The 19,146-nt window shown below is 35.5% G+C and carries 14 protein-coding genes; all 14 read right to left on the reverse strand.

All coding sequences use genetic code 11. The annotated features are described in order from the left end of the window. Positions 1-111 precede the first annotated feature (111 nt). The 14 genes from glgA to NST21_RS15855 all read right to left on the reverse strand — a co-directional run bounded on the left by glgA (position 112) and on the right by NST21_RS15855 (position 18,452). Positions 112-1,551: a glycogen synthase GlgA gene (glgA, locus tag NST21_RS15790; RefSeq protein ID WP_340890128.1), complete on the reverse strand. Its 1,440-nt coding sequence runs from the start codon at positions 1,549-1,551 to the stop codon at positions 112-114. Positions 1,552-1,567: 16 nt separating this feature from the next. After that, positions 1,568-2,674 (reverse strand): glucose-1-phosphate adenylyltransferase subunit GlgD, encoded by a 1,107-nt coding sequence (gene glgD, locus NST21_RS15795; RefSeq protein ID WP_056527300.1) that lies wholly within the window; start codon positions 2,672-2,674, stop codon positions 1,568-1,570. A gap of 17 nt (positions 2,675-2,691) precedes the next feature. Next, positions 2,692-3,858 (reverse strand): glucose-1-phosphate adenylyltransferase, encoded by a 1,167-nt coding sequence (locus tag NST21_RS15800; protein ID WP_056527303.1) that lies wholly within the window; start codon positions 3,856-3,858, stop codon positions 2,692-2,694. Continuing rightward, a complete protein-coding gene (gene glgB / locus NST21_RS15805) occupies positions 3,858-5,798 on the reverse strand; it encodes a 1,4-alpha-glucan branching protein GlgB (protein WP_340890129.1) in 1,941 nt (646 codons plus the stop codon). Before glgB ends, NST21_RS15800 begins: the two co-directional genes overlap by 1 nt. 243 nt (positions 5,799-6,041) lie before the next feature. Beyond that, complete coding sequence (locus tag NST21_RS15810; protein WP_340890130.1) at positions 6,042-7,055, reverse strand: glycoside hydrolase family 15 protein; 1,014 nt, start codon at positions 7,053-7,055, stop codon at positions 6,042-6,044. 333 nt (positions 7,056-7,388) lie between these two features. Next, a complete protein-coding gene (locus NST21_RS15815; RefSeq protein WP_056527312.1) occupies positions 7,389-7,715 on the reverse strand; it encodes an AzlD domain-containing protein in 327 nt (108 codons plus the stop codon). Further along, the gene (locus tag NST21_RS15820) at positions 7,706-8,446 is read right to left on the reverse strand and encodes an AzlC family ABC transporter permease (protein ID WP_056527315.1); all 741 of its coding nucleotides are present in this window, start codon (positions 8,444-8,446) and stop codon (positions 7,706-7,708) included. Before NST21_RS15820 ends, NST21_RS15815 begins: the two co-directional genes overlap by 10 nt. A gap of 32 nt (positions 8,447-8,478) precedes the next feature. After that, the gene (locus NST21_RS15825) at positions 8,479-8,997 is read right to left on the reverse strand and encodes a mismatch-specific DNA-glycosylase (protein ID WP_056527318.1); all 519 of its coding nucleotides are present in this window, start codon (positions 8,995-8,997) and stop codon (positions 8,479-8,481) included. A gap of 291 nt (positions 8,998-9,288) precedes the next feature. Next, positions 9,289-10,455 carry a MalY/PatB family protein gene (locus tag NST21_RS15830; RefSeq protein ID WP_056527321.1) on the reverse strand — a complete coding sequence of 389 codons (1,167 nt, stop codon included), beginning with the start codon at positions 10,453-10,455 and terminating at the stop codon, positions 9,289-9,291. 762 nt (positions 10,456-11,217) lie between these two features. Continuing rightward, positions 11,218-11,892: a C40 family peptidase gene (locus NST21_RS15835; protein WP_056527327.1), complete on the reverse strand. Its 675-nt coding sequence runs from the start codon at positions 11,890-11,892 to the stop codon at positions 11,218-11,220. 659 nt (positions 11,893-12,551) lie between these two features. Beyond that, a complete protein-coding gene (locus tag NST21_RS15840) occupies positions 12,552-12,797 on the reverse strand; it encodes a hypothetical protein (RefSeq protein ID WP_340890132.1) in 246 nt (81 codons plus the stop codon). A 390-nt stretch (positions 12,798-13,187) separates the two neighbouring features. Next, on the reverse strand, positions 13,188-14,030 hold the full coding sequence (locus NST21_RS15845) for a YitT family protein (protein WP_340890133.1): 843 nt from the start codon (positions 14,028-14,030) through the stop codon (positions 13,188-13,190). 486 nt (positions 14,031-14,516) lie between these two features. Continuing rightward, positions 14,517-16,082, reverse strand: a complete 1,566-nt coding sequence (locus tag NST21_RS15850; RefSeq protein WP_057218899.1) for a class I adenylate-forming enzyme family protein — start codon at positions 16,080-16,082, stop codon at positions 14,517-14,519. A gap of 177 nt (positions 16,083-16,259) precedes the next feature. Further along, a complete protein-coding gene (locus NST21_RS15855) occupies positions 16,260-18,452 on the reverse strand; it encodes a helix-turn-helix domain-containing protein (protein WP_340890135.1) in 2,193 nt (730 codons plus the stop codon). Positions 18,453-19,146: the final 694 nt, after the last annotated feature.

Genomic DNA, 19,146 nt, shown 5'->3' on the forward strand with positions numbered 1-19,146 from the left:
TTTTCATTCTCCTACACTGCAATATTTTATATATCTGTCATATACCCATATTTCATTGCAAAAGAAACAAAAACACTTACGAAGACAAATTTCGTAAGTGTTTTTGTTTCTTTATCTGATTTTTGCAGGAATTAAACTTTCATACAGGTCAAGGTATTTTACGGAAGACGAAGCCCAACTAAAATCTAGTTTCATTGTATTTTCAACCAACTTCTTCCACCTTTTCGGCTGGAATTTATACATTCCTACTGATTGCTCAATTGTATGAAGCATATCGTGTGCATTATAATTCGTAAAACTAAAACCATTTCCCTCGTCTGTAAATTGATTGTATGGAATCACCGTATCCCGAAGCCCACCGGTCTCCCTTACTATCGGTAATGTACCATACCTCATCGCCAAGAGTTGCCCGATTCCACATGGTTCGAATTGAGAAGGCATTAAAAATAAATCAGATCCAGCATAAATCCGTCTTGCCAATCCTTCATCAAAGTATGTATTCACCGAAACTTGATTTGGATATTGATCAGCCAGATTACGGAAGACCGATTCATATTGTTCATCACCGGTACCTAGTAGAATGAATTGAATTCCTTGGTTTATCATTTCATGAAAAACATTAAGAATAAGGTCAATTCCTTTTTGATCAACCAGCCTGGTTACCATTGATATAACAGGGATGCCATCATTGACTGGGAGATTCAATGATTCCTGTAACTGACGTTTATTTTCCATCTTTCCATCATAGGTGTTAAAGGGAATCGAGAGGAATTCATCTGTGACAGGATTATATTCTTCATAATCAATCCCATTAATAATTCCTCTAAGATCGCCACTTCGTTTACTTAAGAAACCATTCAAATTCTCACCATAATATGCTGTCTGAATTTCTTCTGCATAACTTGGGCTTACAGTTGTGACAATGTTTGAGAAAGCAATACCTGCTTTCAGATAACTGACATTTCCATGGAATTCTAGTCCGTCGATATTAAAATACAATTCACTTAAATCCAATAATTCTGCTAGTACAGTTTTTGAATAAACTCCTTGGTAGCGTAAATTATGTATCGTAAATACTGTTTTAATATCTTGGTAGAAAGGATGATTGTGATAATGAGCTTTCTTCAGGACACTGACCAGGCCTGTTTGCCAATCATGACAGTGAATGATGTCCGGCTTTTCTTCTAAATAAGGTAGAGCTTCTAAAATGGCACGGGAGAAAAAGGCAAATCTCTCACCATCATCGAAAAACCCATAACTTCCATGTCTTTTGAAATAATATTCATTATCAAGAAAATAATATGTAATTCCATTTGCAACAAGCTTTTCAATTCCGCAAAATTGCTGACGCCATCCAACAGGAACTTCGATACTCGTAATATGTCTCATATCCTGTTTAAAATGGAAAGGAAGATCCTCAAATTTTGGAAGAATAACACTTACATGGACTCCCTGTTTTTTTAGCGCTTTCGGGAGCGCACCTATTACGTCTCCTAGCCCTCCCGTTTTTATAAAAGGGGCGCATTCTGAAGCAGCAAATAAAACATTCATTGCCGCACCTCCTCTATTAAATAATTTCTGCTTTTTTTATTACAGTCGGTTGTTTTATACCAATAACTGTTTTCTCACTAGTAATTTTTACTTCTTTGTCAGTAATAATATTTTCTACGATTGCATCTTCTTCTATCTCACCTTTTTGCATGATGATACTATTCCTTATGATAGCACCTTTTTTTACCTTTACCCCACGAAAAAGTATACTGTTTTCGACAGTCCCCTCAATAACACAACCATTGGCTATTAAAGAATTGGTAACCTTAGAGGATCCTGAATATTTGGTAGGTGCTTCATGTTTAATTTTTGTATAAACATCCCATGTATCACCGAAGAAAGAGCGGATAACTGAGGGATTCAAAAAATTCATATTGCTTGAATGAAAACTTTCAATCGAGTGGATAAATGGCATATCCCCGGTGAAATTGTAACCTTTAACGTTAAAACGATGAAGGTTAGCTTTTACAGCATCTTTCAAGAAGTCATTTTCCCCACTAGCTACACAGCTTTTGATCAATTTCACCAAAAGGGTTTTACTTATAATGAAGGTTTCTAAACAAACATGGTCTCCAGGTCTAGGTATCGTATAAAAGCTAATGTCCGTGATATCTTCATCTGAATCAACTGAGCAGGTGTGATAAATTGGTTTTTCTATCAATTCCCCTACATAATCTTTATAGACAACTGTTATATCTGCTTTATGTTTTTTATGATAAGCAAGTACTTCATTAAAATCTATTTTGCATACATGACTTCCAGGAGAAATGATAACTGTTTCTGCATCAGCCCTCTCAAAAAAGCTGAGATGATCATAAAACTGTTTCATATCACCTGTCACAGTTTCATCTGGATGGATAGGAGGCAAGATGAACAACCCTCCTGAACGCCGATCCAAATTCCATTCTTTCCCCGACCCAAGATGATCCATAACAGAAAGATATTTTTCCTTAGGAAAAACGGCTACCTTCGATACATCTGCATTTATGAAGTTCGACATCGTAAAGTCAATTAGACGGTAACGTCCGCCAAATGGCACAGATGCTACATTACGATGAGCAGTCAACTCTTTTAAATGTTGTCTTTCATTGATTAAGTTAATAATTCCCAACACGTTATCCATAACATCGTCCCCTTTTTCTAGTTAAGAGTAATCTTTTTTTTGTTTGGATTTGTAATGGTCTGATTTTCGCCTATCAAGGTAATTTCAGAATTAACGGCTGAATTGCCTACTACAGCACCATCTTCTATAACACAATTGCTGGCAATAATACTTCTTTCTATATGAACGTTTTCACCAATCGTAACATTAGGCATAATGACTGAATCTTTAATCGTTGATCCATATCCCACCTGTACATTATAGGATAAAACTGAGTGATCAATGTTTCCATGTATCATGCAGCCCTCATTAATAAGCGATTGGCTGACCTCTGCTTCTGATGATATATATTGTGGAGGGTGATTTGCATTTCGAGCAAAAATCTTCCACTGCTGATCATCCAACTGGAAATTTGGTGTTTCCTCCAATAAATCCATATGTGCCTGCCAAAGGCTCTCAACGGTTCCAACATCCTTCCAATAATCATTAAAACGATAGGCAAAAAGTTTTTTTCGATCTTCCAGCATCTTTGGAATAATGTTGCTGCCGAAATCATTGGATGAATTCACATCTTTTTCATCGTTAATTAAGTATTTCCTTAAGGTCTTCCAATTGAAAAGGTAAACACCCATAGAAGCCAGGTTACTCTTTGGATATTTTGGTTTCTCATCGAATTGAGTAACCCTATCGGCTTCATTCGTATTCATAATGCCAAAACGGCTTGCTTCCTGCCAAGGTACTTGAATGACAGCTATTGTCGCCTCTGCATTTTTTTCGATATGATAATCAAGCATTTTGCTGTAATCCATTTTATAAATATGGTCACCTGATAGGATCAACACGTGTTCCGGATCATAGTTATCAATGTATTGGATATTTTGATAAACAGCATTGGCTGTTCCTTTATACCACTCGCCGCCTTTTTTCCCTTGATATGGAGGAAGAACAGAAACCCCGCCAACATCTAGATCTAAATCCCAAGCTTTACCGTTACCCACATAATCATTAAGTATCAAAGGCTGATATTGGGTCAGTACCCCAACAGTATCAATACCAGAATGAGTGCAGTTACTCAATGGAAAATCAATGATTCTATATTTCCCCCCGAACGGAACAGCTGGTTTTGCCAGCCCAATAGTTAATTCACCTAATCTTGAACCCTGCCCTCCTGCCAATAACATTGCAATCCATTTTTTCGCTCCCATTAATCGTTCACTCTCCCGCGTCTTTTTTTGGTTTGCTTCATGTAAATCGATACGCCTAATGGAGGTACTGTTATTTCCATACTGAATAGTTGATTATGATAAGGCTCTTTTTTTACATTTATGGGTTCTTTATTGACCTGACCTGACCCTCCGAAGGCTACAGAATCACTATTAAAGACCTCTATATATTTCCCCTGAGATGGTACACCGATTTTATAATGATTATGAGTCTGAGCAGAAAAATTACAGACTACAATACAATAATCGCCTTTGCGTTTACCTTTTCTCACAAAGGTAAGAATACTCTGACTACTATTGTTAGGATCTATCCATTCAAAACCCTCCTGATCATGATCTAGTCTCCATAGGCAGGAAGTTTCTCTATATAATTCTTGGAGGCTACGGAAGTAATGTGCTAGCTTTGTGTGTGATTCATATTCCAATAGCAACCAATCTAATTGCTCCTCATCTTTCCACTCAATAAACTGACCAAATTCCCCACCCATAAAGAGAAGTTTCTTTCCAGGATGAGTCATAAAATACCCCAAGAGTAAACGCAAATTCGCAAATTTCTGCCAATAGTCACCTGGCATCTTATTCAATAAAGACCTTTTGCCATGAACTACTTCATCATGTGAAAAGGGTAATACGAAATTCTCTGAAAAAGCATAGAAAAATGAAAAGGTTAAAAGGCTGTGATGATTTGGTCTTTCACTCGTATCAAGTTTCATATATCGAAGAATATCGTTAGTCCATCCCATATTCCACTTATAATTAAAACCTAGACCGCCTATATCGGTAGGAGATGTTATAAGTGGCCGGTCTGTTGCTTCTTCAGCCATCATTAAGGCGTTTGGATACTTCTTAAAAACCACTTCATTAAGTTTTTGCAAAAATTGTATTGCCTCAATGTTTTCTTCACCGCCATTTTGGTTTTTTAACTTTACCGGCAAAGGGTTATCATGATTTAAATACACCATAGAAGATACCGCATCGACACGAACCCCGTCGATATGGTAAACGTCCATCCAATACAACACATTTGATATGAGAAAACTAATTACCTCTGGTTTAGTAAAATCGAAATTGTATGTTCCCCATATTGGGCGATCAGCTCTAGTATGATCAATTGGTTCATAGAGAGGTGTTCCATCAAATCGGGCAAGACCATGAGCATCTTTACAAAAATGGGCGGGAACCCAGTCAAGAATTACACCAATACCATTTTGATGGCAGCGGTTTATAAAATACTTGAAATCTTCTGGTGAGCCATAACGGCTATTTACTGAATAATATCCAGTAACCTGGTATCCCCAAGATTTATCGAATGGGTGTTCCAATATGGCCATGATTTCCACATGTGTAAAACTATTATCAATCACATAGTCAACTAATCTATCAGCCAGTTCACGGTACGAATAAAATTCCCCGTCCTCTGTCTGTTTCCATGTTCCCGGATGAACTTCATATATCGACATAGGTTTATGATAAATATTTTCTTTTTTCCTATCGGCTATCCATTTCGAATCTTGCCATTCAAAATTATCCAACCTTTTAATGATAGAGGCTGTATTTGGTCTTATTTCCGAATAAAAAGCATAAGGATCGGCCTTTAGGATACGTTTATTTCCGGGTGTATGTATTTCGTATTTGTATAGCTCTCCTTCTTGTAATCCTGGTACAAACAACACCCAGATACCTGAACGCTCAATCCGCTCCATAGCATGATCATTTCCATCCCAATTATTAAAATTACCGACTACTGAAACTTGCTTGGCATGGGGTGCCCAAACGGCAAATCTGACTCCTGTTTTACCTGATGATGTAACAAAGTGTGCCCCAAGCATTTTATAACTTTCATAAAGGGTGCCTTCATGAAATAAATACAAATCAAAATCGCTTGGATAAATCTCTTGTAGCTGGTCGATAATTGTATTCAAATTTTACCCCTCCATCAACATGAACTCGATAGCATTTTTCCCTTTCTTCCCCAGATATTATATATATTCGATGAAAATTATATTAATCCTTCAAATGGAGGTGAAGTTATTGTAATTAATGTCCTTTTTTTAAATTTTAAAACATTTTTCGTAAAATATAACCATTTTATGTAAAAATAAAGCACAAAATTGAAGCCCTTCCCATATTTTAGGAAGAGCTCTAAGTAGCCATGTACGAAAACTTCATGTTACTTGTTCAGTACGTATCATTTTAGTTTTTGTTAAGAATAAATAAGATAAAGAAACGGACCATGCCAGAGGAGTATTTCCGTTAGGAATATTACTGCCTCCTATATATAATTCAGGAACTTCCCAGTTCTCTGGTATTATATTTTTTGTTTTCTCTATATATTCCTTTGCCTTGTTCATCATACCTAGTTCATGATAGCATAATCCCAGCCACGGAAGTCCGAAACACCACTCTGCTTCTTGACCTTCATTATAATAAAGGTCCCTTTCATACCGTATACAGCCGTTTGTTCTTTCAAGACGTTCTGAAACATTCTGCAATATTTTAAGGGCTGTATCTCGATCGACAAGACGGTAAGGATAAATTAAAGATAGAAGGGCTAAGTCCGTCTCTTTCGTATAGCTTTCTCTTGGAAGCAAAAAACGAAGTGTTTCCTCACCCCTTTTAATTAATTCCTCTTTTACGTTGACCAGCATTTTAACGGAATTCAAACCAGCTACACAGGCACCGATACTGGAAGCGTGAATTTCTATATTTTCTTCCCAAATGCCATTATCTTCTGACTGCCAATATTGAAGGCATTCCAAGTAGTTAACTAACTTTTGAACAATCCGTAAATCATGCTCATCTCTTAACACCTTTTTACCATGCCGATACCCTTCACCAACTCCCCATAAAAAGGCACCAATCGCATCATTTTGAGCATGCCCCCACTCTTCCGGAAGTTCTTTAAGATCAGTGGAATATCTAGAATGGATATATTCAAAAAGATACTGGGGTTTCTGTTCAGTATGAATATCTATTTTCCATTCGTAGGTTCGAAATAACTCAAATAAAGCATGGTACGCTTTCTCATAACGATCGGATGTATCATTTAAAAAAGGCAATACTGTATATACGACATCCCGGATCCAGACATAATTATAATCATTGGAAACACTCGCTGTATACGCTCCATTGGAAAGACGCATACGATCAAGAACCTCTAGTGCACCGTTTACATTCATTAGTTATACACCTCCGAAGCTATTTTCTTATTCTCATTGTTGACAGCCTTCCATTTTCTAAACGCTTTGTCATTTATTTTAAATTAGAAGCGCTTTCAATTCAGTTATCAGAACTACATTCTAGAAGTTCATTTACATTAGTTTATGTACTAAAGGTCTCTTTTGATAATCAAGCTTTCAATGTTCTCTAAAAAGCGTTATATGCCTATTTGATAAGAAAAAAACTTTATATTTTTTGCTATTTATATTTGAGCACAAAAAAACTAGTAATGATTACTCACTACTAGTAATATTGTCCTGTCGTTATAATGTTTAGTCTTTATTTTGCCTATTTTAAAAGAAAAATCTCATTACCATCAAAGATAGTACTCCTATTAGAACAGTTACTAATAAACTTCTTGTAAAAATGGCAACTATAAACGTCGGTATAGACGCAGCTAAATTCAGTGCATTTTCCTTAATTGAAAAGACCTGCTCTGATAAAAGAAGTTCTTGTGCAAGCAAAGCAGCCATGACGGCTACTGGTACATGCTTTAACCAATTGATTCCCCACTCAGGAATCTCCATTTTGCTAAGCAGCATTAATGGAACGACTCTGGGGATGAAGGTTACAATTGAAGTACCTAAGATAACAAGAAGGATATAACCTGTTATTTCCATCTTTCAATCACCATCCCTATCGCTGAAGCTAATATTGTTGCAACTATAACGCCTGTACTTCCAGGAAAGATAAAACTTATAGCAACCACAATTAAAATGGCACTTAAAGCGACTACAAGATCTATGAAAAACTTTTTTTTACTTAGAATCTGTAAAACTAATAGACCAATAAACATAGCAGGCAAGGCAAAGTCCATCCCGTATTTTTCTGGATTCGGAATCCACTGGCCAAAATAACCCCCTGCCATGTTTGCAACAAACCAGTTTAAATAGGCTGCTAGATTCAGGCCTAACATCCATTTAAAATCAAGTTTTTTCTTTTTCTGCGCTTGGGTGACAGCCACTCCAAACGTTTCATCAGTTAATAAGGCTCCTGTTATCAGGTTTTGCCTCGAGGTTTGATGTCGGAAATAAGGTGCCAATGCTGCACTTAATAAAAGATGACGACTGTTAACAAAAAATATCGTGAAAATAATGGCCGATACCGGATGGCTTGCAGCAATCATACCTGCCGCTATAAATTGGCCGGATCCTGCATATAGTAAAAGAGACATAAGTGCCACTTCAATCATGCTTAATCCTGACGTTTTTTCGACTACCCCTGCTGCAAAACCAATGCTTAAGTATCCCAATAATGTCGGAATACAATCCTTAACGCCCTGCCAAAAGCCTTCACCTTCTTTAACATCGGAAAAAGTACCACTTTTCCATTCCGCACTATCCTGACTCATATAAAACTCCACCCTTGTTTTAATATGTAACATTAACTATATTTTAAATTGTCGATAAGTACTGGCAACTCACTATATATTTCAATAATTTCTTCAATTCTCATTCTTACTAAACCGCTTGATGATGGAGCAACAAATTCCTTCGTCACGATATCGTCTGAATTTTTTTGGAGTCCCCATGCAATTTTTCGTATTTGCCGATATTCCTGATAGACACCCTTACCAACGAAACAGACTAGTAAAGGTTTGTATTTTTCAATTTTTTTCTTTAATTGTTTCCTTCCTTCTTTATACTCTTCTTTTGTGATTTCATCAGCAGCTTTGGTAGGCCTAGAAACGATATTTGTAAAACCATAGCCTAAATCTAGTAATAAAGAATCTTCAGTTGGGTGATATTTTCTAGGTGTAAGTCCGGATTCGAAGAGAATTTTCCAAAAGCGATTGTTGGGATTCGCATAATGATGACCTGTCTGTCCCGAACGGATACTTGGATTAAAGCCAACAAACAAAATATCTAGGTTTTCTTTCAAATGATCGGATATGCCTTCCATTGTAAAACCTCTTTTCCATTCTCTTATATATTATTGTACAAAACTGAAAAATATTTTCCTACCTTTTCCGACATTATTTTGCTGAAAATGTAATAGGTAACTAGGAGTGTTGGCGCCACCCATATAGTCCGAGGTTTTCGGGCCATATAATGCCGAATCGACACGCACCAGACTTTACAGAAAGGGTCTTTTCCTTTCTGTAAAGTCTGGAGTAACACCCGCCTAACACAATGGAAAGGTAGTAGATTTATTCATGAGTAAAATAAAGAAGAAACCTGCTAGCTAAAATCGTTAGCAGGTTTCTTCTTTTCCTTTTACTGCCGCTTTCATTCTAAGTAAAGCCTCAGTTAGAACCTCACGCGGACATGCAATATTTATACGTTCAAAACCATAGCCACCGCTACCGAACTTCATACCTTCATCGAGGCGAACTCTTACATTTTCTAAGAAGAACGAATGCAATTTGTCATGTGGAATTCCTAGATCTCGACAATCTAACCAAATCAAATGGGTTGCTTCTGGTTTCACAACTTTAATTGAAGGAATATATTCTTTTAGAAAGGAACAAACATATTGAAGATTCTCTTCCAAATACTCCTTTACTTCTTGTAGCCAAGGTAAACCTTTATAGTAGGCAGCAATCGTTCCTTCCACGGCAAAGGCATTTGGACGCATTAATCCATATCCTGTTAAAAGCGCCTCATACTTTTCTTTAACATCTTTATTCGGAATAATAAAAATAGAGCTTTGCATTCCCGCAATGTTAAATGTTTTACTCGGTGCAGCACATGTAATAGAAAATTTTAAATGGTTTGGATGAACCGTTGCAAATGGTATGTGTTTATAACCTGAGTAAGTTAAATCTCCATGCATTTCATCCGAAATAACAAAGACACCATGTTTATCACAAATTTCTCCTATTTTTCTCAATTCTTCAGGAGTCCACACTCTACCTACTGGATTGTGAGGGCTACACAAAATAAATACTTTCGTATTTGGCTGTGATGCTTTTTCCTCAAAATCTTCAAAATTCATTTCATAGGTACCATTCGAATAAATGAGAGAATTGTTTAAAATGGTACAACCTTGTGTTTCAATCGTAGAAAAGAACGGATAATATACGGGGTCTTGTACGATAACCCCATCACCCGGTTGTGTTAATGCTTTTAACAATAAATTAATACCAGGAATGATTCCCGGGCTAAAAGAAATCCATTCTCGTTTTAACTCCCAATCGTATTGTGTTTTCCACCAATACTGAACAGCATCATAATAACGCTCACAAAACGTACTATAGCCGTAAATTCCGTGCAGTGCCTTTTGACTTATGGCATTTACTATTTCTTCTGAAACTTGAAAATCCATATCGGCAATACATAATGGAATAATATCTTGATCTTCTATATACCATTTAACCGAATGTGTTTTTCTTCGATCAATTAATTTTTCTAGTTGCATGACTTTCTCTCCTAACTTTCATTCCCTATTGATAATCAACCATATTATATAGGAAATTGAAGCACATAGTAGGTGTGACTTTGGCTTTTCTTAAATAAAGTCAGTTAATAACTTAGCAGCCTCGTCCATAAATCTCCAACAAATAATAATATATCAAAAAATGCAGTAACTTTAATAATAAAACTAAAAAAACAGGCATGCCCGTTAAGTAAGCGTTAATAACAAAGCCAGGCGTTTGTAATGCCCAAAACATCCATATCTCATTAATTTTACTCGAAAAATATATAACGACTTAGATTAAACAACATAAATGATGATACTTAAAAACATACTACAGATCATAAACAAAATCCCTATTTTTTTGATGTCCCCATTTCAGAGCCCCTTCGAATTATTATTTGCTTCAAATAACTGCATTAATAATTTTCACATCATACTCACTTTTTACTCTTTCTGACTTCCCACACCCTTTATCTTCCAAACACTAATCATTATGCTTCTAAACGGTCAATTCAGACTGGCGACGACTTTAGACTACCAGTAGACCTCATTTTCACAAGTTACGATGGTGTTTACGAAAAAAGAGGAGCCGGCACGAACCTAAATATAAAAAAAGCAGAAAAAGAAGTTCATGAATTTTTCAATAAACCTAATGAAGTGGTCTATATAATAACCCTATTGTACTAAAAAAAGCAAAAGCCAGTCCTTTTTTAACAGAACTGGCCTTAAACTCTATATTTATATGTCAGAAAAGTAACCCTATCATTTATATGTTTTTGCTCCTATATATCTATCCGACCAATAACTATTATTCATCGAAGTAATTGATACACCTTTTGAGGAGGAGCTATGAATGAATTGGTTTCCACCGATATAAATCCCCATATGAGAGGCACCTGATTTATAGGTTTCAAAAAACACAAGATCCCCGGCTTTTGGGGAAGAAACCTTTTTCCCCTTCTTGTATACTTCCCCAACAGTTCGTGGCATAGTCACATTGGAACTTTCTTTAAAAACATATTTTACAAACCCACTGCAATCAAAACCTTTTGGCGAGCTCCCTCCCCATACATAAGGGACATTCAAATGTTTTTTAGCGTTACTTACCAGCTTAGCGGATGAATAACTGTTTGCTTGTTGGGCGTTTTTTTTGGTTATCCCCAAAGCTTTATAGGTATTCGAACCGACAATACCATCTGCTTTTAGGCCTTTTCTTTTTTGAAATTTCACTACTGAACTTTTCGTAACCGTCCCAAAATATGTAGTCGTGTTTTTACTAGTGAAGTATCCTTTTTTCTTCAGAACCCCTTGTAATTGTTTAACTTCGGTATGCGTCATTCCACTTTTCAACGTACGATCACCTAATGCAGCATTACTAACTAAAGGATTGGATAGCAACAAACCGGTCACAACACATGCAGCTATAATTTTTTTCATATATATATTTTCCTCCAGAAAATCTCTTTTTTTAATTCTATCACTCATTCACGACACTTTTTTTTACAGTTTCATTACAAAATCATGCATATTTTGATCTTATATGACATAAACTACAAAACTTGGTAATATATTAGTAATTTTTGCTTACAGTCGAGAAAGTCAACAAATTGTGAACATACTATGTGGCTTTTTACCTTGTCTTTAACAAAAATATCAAAATGACAAAAGGGGTACTTCGTTAATTCTTCAAAATAAAAAAACAACAAATGGTAATAGGTGCTTTAATTTCTCTCTACTTTGACTATTTCTAAACGACTAGATACATTTTTTCACCAAAGCGCATGATTTTCGCCAGCAACTTGTACTAATTCACCGATAACAATTGGTGCAACTATACTTTAGTTAACATTTGCATCCCTAACTTTTTTAGAAGTTTAAGAAGATTTATAATCTATCATAATAAAATCTGTGTCCTTTTCAGTATAAATAATCAAAAAGTTATGTTGGATTTTAGAAACGTTGATTCCTTCACTTTTCTTCTTTTTGTTTCGGTTCAATATGGTTTTTTCCGCAATTCCAAAAGCCTCTCTCTTACCAGTGAATAGCATTTGCTTCCTTGAGCACACCCTTCTTCTTTTATTGTCGAGCTTCTTTTATTATAAAATGCTCTTATTAAAGTCTTTTTCATATTCCTTAACCAACTTATAAAAAGTCGTCTTTATAATGCCTAGTTCTGACATGTCTTTAGCTTTACCAGCTGTCTTCTCTTCTGCTTTCCAAAAATAATAGACTTCATTAAACTCTTCCGTTTCTTGAATTTTCGGTCGTCCGAATAGCACACCATTTTGCAAAGCCACATCAATTACCCCATGCCGTAGTTTTCGAATACGGTCCTGTTCCACTTCCACCATCTAGGAATTGATTTGTAAAACAAGATCCGCAATGTATGTACCTTGGCTATCTTTAAATTAAGTAATATCCAATAATGGAATATCCATGACAACGTTATCCGCTTGGATATTTTTTGTGATCTTATGCCAATCCTGATGGATTTCTTCTTTGTTTCTGCCAAAACGATCTTGTGAATGAATGTATAGAACATTCCTGCTCCCAATCATGCGCTTTAATAATTGATATTGAAATTACTTGAAATCCCCTCCTTTTTTTTTATAAAGATGTCTCATTCATTTAGTACGTTAACAAAAGTAAAAAAAAACATTTTATAAAAAAAGACCCGTTCGCAAAAGTTGTACTTTTACGAACGGACCTTCCCTTATATCTACTTCTTTTTTCTACCAGACATTTTTAAAATTACCAATGACTTTTTGAGCTGGCATGGCTGAAATAAATGCGTGATCATCTATACTTTGTACAGTTTGACATAATTCTGACCATTGAATATTCACAATCACACAAAGTATGACTTGTTTTTCACTATGTGAGTAGGCACCTAAAGCGTCCCAAGATGTAACACCGCGATGGAACGCTTGATTGAGAGCTTCAGATATCTCATCTCCCTTATCCGTCACAATAATTACAGAACTTCTTTCCGCCATATTAAGCAAGGATTCATAAGTCTTAGCTCCAACATATAGCGAAAGAATGGTAAACATGGCTGCCTGAACATCAAAAATCACAGCAGAAATAGCAACAATAATCAGATTAACGATAAGACCAAATTTTGCAATGGACAGATTTTTGTGTTTAGCAATGATCCGTCCAAGGACATCTAATCCGCCATTTGAGCCTCCTACACGAAGCATGATTGCTCCGCCAGCAAAAGAGATTATACCCCCGAAAATAGAAGCTAAAATAATATTATCCGTCCACATTAGACGAATGGGGATAAAATGAAGGAATATGGTGTCAGAAATGACAGCAAGAATTGTATAAAGGATAAATTTTTTCCCTAAATGGATATATCCTAAAATTAATAGTGGGATATTATAGATAAAATATTGTACTCCCACTGACCAATGAAAAAAGTGGTACAAAATCATACAAATCCCTATGACACCTCCAGACAGTAAATTAGCTGGAAGTAACAATGTATTTGCACCAATAGCAATTAATAAGCTACCAAATATAATACTCAATATCTCAATAACAATCCGGTATTTTCCTTTATTTCTCATATTGTATCCCTTCTCCAATTGTTTGGTAAATTAGATTATTCTCATTCAGAATTATACAATAAAATTTGATTATGCGTTTACTAATTTTAGGAAGAAACTCTTCAATAATCATGACCGTTTGATGCAAAATACGAAACCACTTCCTTAAAAAAAAGCATCTGCTAGTCGGCAGACGCTCATTTTTGACTTGTTTCTTTTATTATTATTGAATATAAAGAAGCCTTGAGAATTAAATCTCTAGGCTTCATTCATTCAATAAAATACATCTTCCCATTCCCTTAAAGAGACACTTATATGACCGCTTTTATACCACCAGTTTAGAAATCTTTTTTTATGACTATTTCAATGGTTTCCACATTTATTAGACCTGCTTCGTCCATGTATTTGCAACATTTTTACTGAGTTAAACTGAGCTCTTTTCAGTGTAGAAACAGGCAATTAAACCGTAATAATATTTTAGTATCCACTTCGAATAAGGAATTATATTTAGCGTAAAGTAGAATGCAATTTCGCTCTCAATTCTTCCTGTAACGCTAACTTTTTAATTTTCCCACTAGGGGTCATAGGCAGCTCATCTAAAAAGATAAAACGGTCAGGTACTTTATAATTTGATATACGGTCTTCAATAAATTCCCGAATGGATTCCTCTGTTTCCTCTTTACCCGGTTTTAATTTGATAGCCGCACAGGCCACCTCACCCATAACAGTATCTGGCAGACCAATAATGGCTACTTCTAATACACTATGATGCTGATAAAGCAATTCTTCGACTTCTCGTGGATAGATATTATAACCTCCCCTAATAATCAGCTCTTTTTTCCTTCCTACAATTCGGAGGTTCCCCTGATCATCTATTGTTCCAAGATCCCCCGTATAAAACCAGCCATCTGAATCAATGGCTTCACTAGTTTTTTCAGGCATCTCAAAATAACCTTTCATGACCCCAGGGCTCCGACAGATTATCTCTCCAATTTCACCTGTAGGCATCTCTTTTCTGTTTGCATCAATAATTTTTACTTCTGAACCGGAAGTTGGCTTTCCAACTGTTTGAGAGCGGATTATATCATCATCTTCCAAGGATGTTACAGTAAGTGTAGAAGACGTCTCTGTAGAACCATAAGCAACAACAATATTACAACCCATTTCGATTCTTATTTTTTTAACAATTTCTTCGGGACATGGAGCTGCAGCAATAATCCCTGTTCTTAGTGAGGATAAGTCCATGTCTGCAAATTCAGGGTGATTAAGCTCCAAAATAAACATAGTTGGGACTCCTTGATGGACTGTTATTTTCTCTTGTTCTACTAGTCTTAAGGCTTTTAATGCTTTATACTCTTCCAACAAAACCATTTTTGCTCCAGCCTCAACGGCTGGCACAATCGATGCAGCCATTCCAAATATATGAAAGACAGGAACAGGAATTAAGAATACATCCTCCTTCGAACTTTCCAATGCTACATTGGTTAATTGAGCAGTTTTTAATACATTATAATGAGTCAGCATTACACCTTTTGGATTGCCAGTCGTACCAGATGTATATAGAATCGAAAATATATCTTCTCGAGAATCAATCCTGATTTTAGGGGTAGACTTTTCCCTACCTAGCTCGATTAATTCTTCTAAAGACCTATATCCTTCAGATTTACATCGAACCGTAAAGATTTGTTCAAGTCCTTTACTTTCTATTGTGTTATTCACTTTATTCTTAAAAATCTCTATATGATCATTATTGTCTATTAAAAACACTGCTTTTGACCTCGAATTTTCTAATATGTATGAGAGCTCATCTGCTTTATATCTTGTATTACAAGGAACAATGATCGCTCCTATTTTAGCAAGGCTGAATGTAATAGTGACGAATTCATGCCAATTTGGCAAGCAGACCATCACTCGATCTCCTTTTGTAATATTTAAATGAGCAAGCGCTGATGACAGATTTTCTACATCTGAATATAACTCCCTATAGGTAATTCTCCTATAACCATCGAATATAGCTTCCTTATCCGGTTCAGCCTTGTAAGCATTCTCAAGAATAGTCTGTATGTCCTTCATCTTATTAGCCCCTCCCTGTAATCGCTTTCATTTTTTTCTATAAGTCTTATTACTAAACCTTTTAAAAACCACACTTGTCTATTGTATATTCTGTATTTTCATTATAAAAAAATAGGGCAGTCAAAAATACCTGCACCGTGAAGGAAAAAGTATTTAGTTTTTCATCATCATGTCGAATTACAAATCAATGATGTCATTTAATTTAAATGCGAGCTGCAGATTAAATCGCTGTTCAGAACTAGTCAATTCGATATCCAACAGGCTCTGAATCTTTTCCATTCTGTACTGCAGTGTACTGCGATGAATGAAAAGTTCCTCAGAAGTTTCTTTAATGCTTCCATTATTATTTAAATAAGCTCGCAGTGTCTGAAAAAGGGTATTATTTTTGTCATCAGAGTTATTTAAAATAGGGCTTAGATATTTTTTTATGAACAATCGGGTCGATGTACTGTTCTTCAAATGATGAAATAATGGGTATGCTCCTAAATCATCATAAAGAACAAAATTCGATTCTTTAAACTGGTTTATTATCACGTTTTGCGATTCCACAGCTTGTTGATAAGAAACAAAATAGTCACCGATTGCTGCTGTTTTTCCTCCTATGCCTAAATAGAAGGGCTTTGCCAGTTCAGTCTTGCTCCACTTTTGGATATAGGTAAAGAGTTTAGTCCAAAATTCCCTCGGGTTATCTTTCTCTATTGAAATTGGGACGATTAATATAAATAATTCCCCTTTAGTTGCAAATAGAATTTCTTTATCAAATGCTGCAATCCACTCCCTAACCCGGTTAAATAACATGGTTTTTTTCTCTTGAAACTCAATAATTCCATTTTCAGATTCAACTTTGTTTCCAAAATTAAAAGAAAGTACAGAAATACGGTGAGGTAAAAATAAATTCCAATTGAATACATTTGCATATTGAATGATTTCTTCTTCATTTATCAAATTAGGCACTAACAATTTATTGATAAAACCATCCTTAACCTGTTCTTTCGTATCAAACACAAGCTTTTGTTTAATAAATTGCAAATAGAATATATTTCTAGCGATATTGACACTGAGCTTAAAAAAGTCATCCATGTCATTTTGGTCTAGATGAATAGCCAAATGTCCGAGAAGATCTCCTCCGTGATTAATTGGCCAGATCATTAGTTTTTTTTTCGTATCACCCATGGATGCCTGCCTAATTTCTTGATTACGCCCTTGAAATACCTGGTAAGTCGCCTGTTCAATAAGTAACTGAACGTCAGCGTTATCTAATGGATGCATGGAATGGGCAATAGGTCTCATGAACCGATCAAAGAGTAAGACCGAACTAGAGAAAAGTTCGCTGATTGTATTGGTTATACCAACAAAACTATCTTGCTCAATCGTTTCTTTTACCAAAGCCTGCTGATAATCTAGCAGCATATGCACTCTTTGCTTATGCTCCTTTTCACTTTCAAATAATCGGATATTTTCAATTAATGCAGCCATATGTTGAGCCATTAATTTTAAAGTTTGTAAATCATCTGCTGTATATATTCCGTTGTTAGTTTCCTTCTCTTCTACATGGAGCACACCAATCGTTTTTAAATTCATCGTTAAGGAGACTGTTAATGCTTTACCTCCCCATGCAGCAAGATATGGAAAGTAGTCGATAAGTTTATTATTCTGGGGAACGATTCTTTTTAGTGACAGTGGTTGGCCAAAGCATGGTTCTTGCAAAATGAAACTATTATCTTTTTCTATATATAAATAAACACAAGCTCTCTTTGATTGCGTTCCCTTTCCCGCTCTCTCTATTATTTTCCCAATAGTTTTTTCTATTGGCGAATTAACGGATAAACTATCCGTAATCCACTCAATTCCAATTTTCTTCTGTTCTTCTCTTTGCTTTGCTAATTTGATTGCAACCGCAATATCTTTTCCAAAGTCAGTAAAAATCAATACCATTTCTTGATATAAAGGAACCAAATCTTTAAAACCAATTAAACAGACACCTGATACTCCGTAATCCCCTTTATAAGGGACAGTGAACCATGATTGTATCTTTTCTTTTCTAATCACATCCGAAAGTTCATGTATTTTCTCTACTTCCGAATCGGGAAACGCCAAGGGATATTCTAAAAGGTCAGAACTGTTATTCCTGATATTAATAGGGAAATTCTCTATGAATGAATCGGATTCACCGTTGAATACCTTTGGAATTAAATATCCATCTTCATTCAAAAGAATACAGACAAAGTCACAGTTTAAATCTAATTGAAACGAATCTATTAGAAACTTCAGCGTCTCTTCTTCTGTATCGAACATAATAAGTTGCCTAGCCGTTACACGAAGATGACGGTCAATTCTTCTTATCAATTTTTCTCTCTTTGTAAGCTCCAATCAATTCCCCCCCTTTTCATATAACTTTACAACAAAACCCTTTTATACCAATATTAACAAACGATTTTATATTTTCCTAAACTAACAGAAATTTCAGTTAATAATCAGCCTCTTATTTGGAAGTTTTTCAGTTTAACCCCTTTTAATAATAATTATGTCGGCTCTTGTACCATGCCTAACTTGTTTGTTTCTATTCAGCATCATACTTATAAAGTTCTTGTAAGCAATACTTTGCTTTTGAATACTACATCGAAAAAACTTGAAGATTTATAATTTATTGCGTTTAACGAACGGAATTTTGTCGATAAAGAGAAATCACTTTTTAGTTCACTTTGAAACTATTTGGAAAGCAGATTATGCAGCGGGGCTATAACATGGTTCATCAAATTCATTCTGTTGAAAGCAGTAAATAGAGATTGGAACGATATATTGGATCTATAATAAAGAATGGAATATTGAATGAGGGAGAGTTGGGATGAGATTTTTATACATGTTCGTTTAATAATGTAGGAGCTGAAGTATTCAATGAGGCGTTTAGACACGAACTCCAGAAATGGTCAAATCAGTCCTATAAAGTCTGAACAAGAATGAAACGTTAAGAACTCATCATGTCTGGTAGCCTTTTGGTTCGATAGTTTTAGTCGTGGTCTCTTTATTGCAAGTCGAATACGTCCCTTCCCTTTATTAATGAAAG

It is taken from the genome of Peribacillus sp. FSL K6-1552 (genome assembly GCF_038005205.1).
GTDB lineage: Bacteria > Bacillota > Bacilli > Bacillales > DSM-1321 > Peribacillus > Peribacillus butanolivorans.